Here is a 2,230-nt window from a genome sequence, read left to right on the forward strand (position 1 = left end):
CTGAGTGGCACCCTTGCGGGTGCTTTTTTACGGACCTCCTCACGGACCTCCTCACGGAGCTCCTTACAATCTATCATTAGTTTTGATGAATAGGAGTGTGCTACAGTGAAGTGTCTACTTTTTCAGGAATAACTGATGACTAGTGTCTATATTTTTTAGGAATGACGAATAATTGGTGTGTACAATATCCGGAATGCTTAACCCAGTGAGGGCTTTTTCAGGTGACCGTATCAACGACCCGTTCCGTATGCGTGCGGAATGCATTCCGCATGGCTACGGAATCTATTCCGCACGCATACGGAATAGGTTCCGCACGGTAGCGGGAAAAATGGTGATTATCTCTTCCTTCCCGATCCCATTATAGTTGAGGAGAAAGTGGAAGTGGCTGAGGGTTACTTGGTCTTTATTCCTCTTATTTGTAGCTCTTTGTATTTTGGATTGTTTTGTACCACTCTAATATTTTCATCAAGGCAAGGGTAGGGATTGGCCCACTCCTCTGAGAGTTGCTTGAAGTAGAGTGCCAGGTCTCCATTGCCTTGCTCCACGAGGGTGCGAAGAAGGCTGTAGAACTTGCTTTCGTCGGTCCTTTGCTCCTTTTGATATTCGCTGACTTTATCAGCTAAGATTTTCATCGCCTCCTCCTTTTGCCCCAAGCCGATGTAGGCAAAGGGGCGGGTGCTACAGTCGTCGCTACTGGTATTGGCCAATACCGCCTTGAAATCGGCATTGGCTTCTTCCTTCTTTCCTTGAGCAGCATAGATATTGCCACGAATTAGGTATGCAAAAGGGGTGGGTTGGGTCTCCATCTCCATTCCTTGCCCTACATCAATGAGTGCTCCAAAGAAATCTTTGACTTCATACTTGTAGGAAGCTCGTTTGTAGTATGCTCGAGCGTCATTCTTGTCGCTATTGCTATGAGAGAGGTACTTATTGAGCTCCTTAATCGCAGCTTTGGTATCTCCAGAGGCATGGTGCATCATCGCCTTATTGTAGTGATAACCTGCAAAGGTGGGGTCTTGCTTGATAGCAATATCTTGGTACTTCAGAGCAAAGGAAAAGCTTCCCACCTCTACATAGCACCTTGCCAACTGCTCAATAGTGGATAGGTACAATGAACTGCTTCGATTGATCCCTTTTAGAGCTGCCTGATAGTAGTGGATCGCTTGTTGGCAATTGGAGTGGCACTCGCCATCGTATTGAGAGGCGAGGAGAAGTGCCCACTCGGGGCGATTCGGGTGCTTATTAATCTGCCTTTTGAGCTGGGATATCAAAGAGCCTTCTTCACCATCAGCGTTCCGATCAATCAAATACTTCAGTTGGTTAAAGAGGTTATGTTCATCATCATCGCCATAGAGGGTCATCCCCTTCATAGCTAGTTGGAGGGCTTCATCTTGCGAACCGCTCATACGGAGATATTCAGAGGCGCGGTAATAAGCATTAGGCGACTTGGGGGCTAAGGTTAGGATGCTATTCCAGAGGGATGATGCCTGGTCGTGCCCCATCTTTTCCTGCAACAATTGGTAGCCTCTCTCGTTTTTAGGTGCTATGTAGACCATCTGTAGGAGGTCAACTTCAGCGAGCTCTGATTGATTCATTGAAAGGTAGAGATCAGCACGCTGCTCATATAGATCCAACTTCTTGGGACTCTTTCGGATCGCTTCGTTTAGTGCGGTCAACTCTTTCGACTTTTTCTCCTCTGGGAGATAGGCATCTGTCCACATAGAATAAGCCTCGGTACCACGCTTGGGCTGCTGGTGCATAAATATGATGCTCTTCATAAGGGCTTCATAGCGTTTGCTGGTGTCGTCCAGCTTAAACTGTGGGTTATTATAGAGAAGGTTGAGCTTAACCCAAGCTCTAGGGTCCTCGGGATTGGCCTTAATCTCCTTATTGATATAGGCAAGAGAGTCGTTTAGCTGACTCATAACCAATGAGTCTAGCTTCGCTTGAGCCCGCTCTTGAGCCGCGATAGAATCTTTGATGTGGTTCGTATTTACCACCTCAGCCACTGCTTGTGGGCTCTCTTGAGGCGTGTCAGCTTTTTTGCCCTGACCCCTAATAATCAATACGATGCCTACCACGCTCACAATGACCAGCAGAAGGATTCCTAATCGTTTCATAGATTCAGCTTAAATAATTACTACCTCCCACAAAGATAGTTCTTTTATTATTAACTCATATGCATAATCAGGGGTTACGCATTAGAGATATAAACTTAAGTTACAGCCCT

At 46.3% G+C, this 2,230-nt stretch carries 1 protein-coding gene; it reads right to left on the reverse strand.

Going from position 1 to position 2,230, the window contains the following annotated elements; all coding sequences use genetic code 11:
- Positions 1-392: 392 nt before the first annotated feature.
- Positions 393-2,120 (reverse strand): tetratricopeptide repeat protein, encoded by a 1,728-nt coding sequence (locus QVO39_RS01170; RefSeq protein WP_021902664.1) that lies wholly within the window; start codon positions 2,118-2,120, stop codon positions 393-395.
- Between the last annotated feature and the right edge of the window lie 110 nt (positions 2,121-2,230).

Origin of the sequence: Porphyromonas sp. CAG:1061, from assembly GCF_000435035.1 — a bacterium.
GTDB lineage: Bacteria > Bacteroidota > Bacteroidia > Bacteroidales > Porphyromonadaceae > Porphyromonas_A > Porphyromonas_A somerae.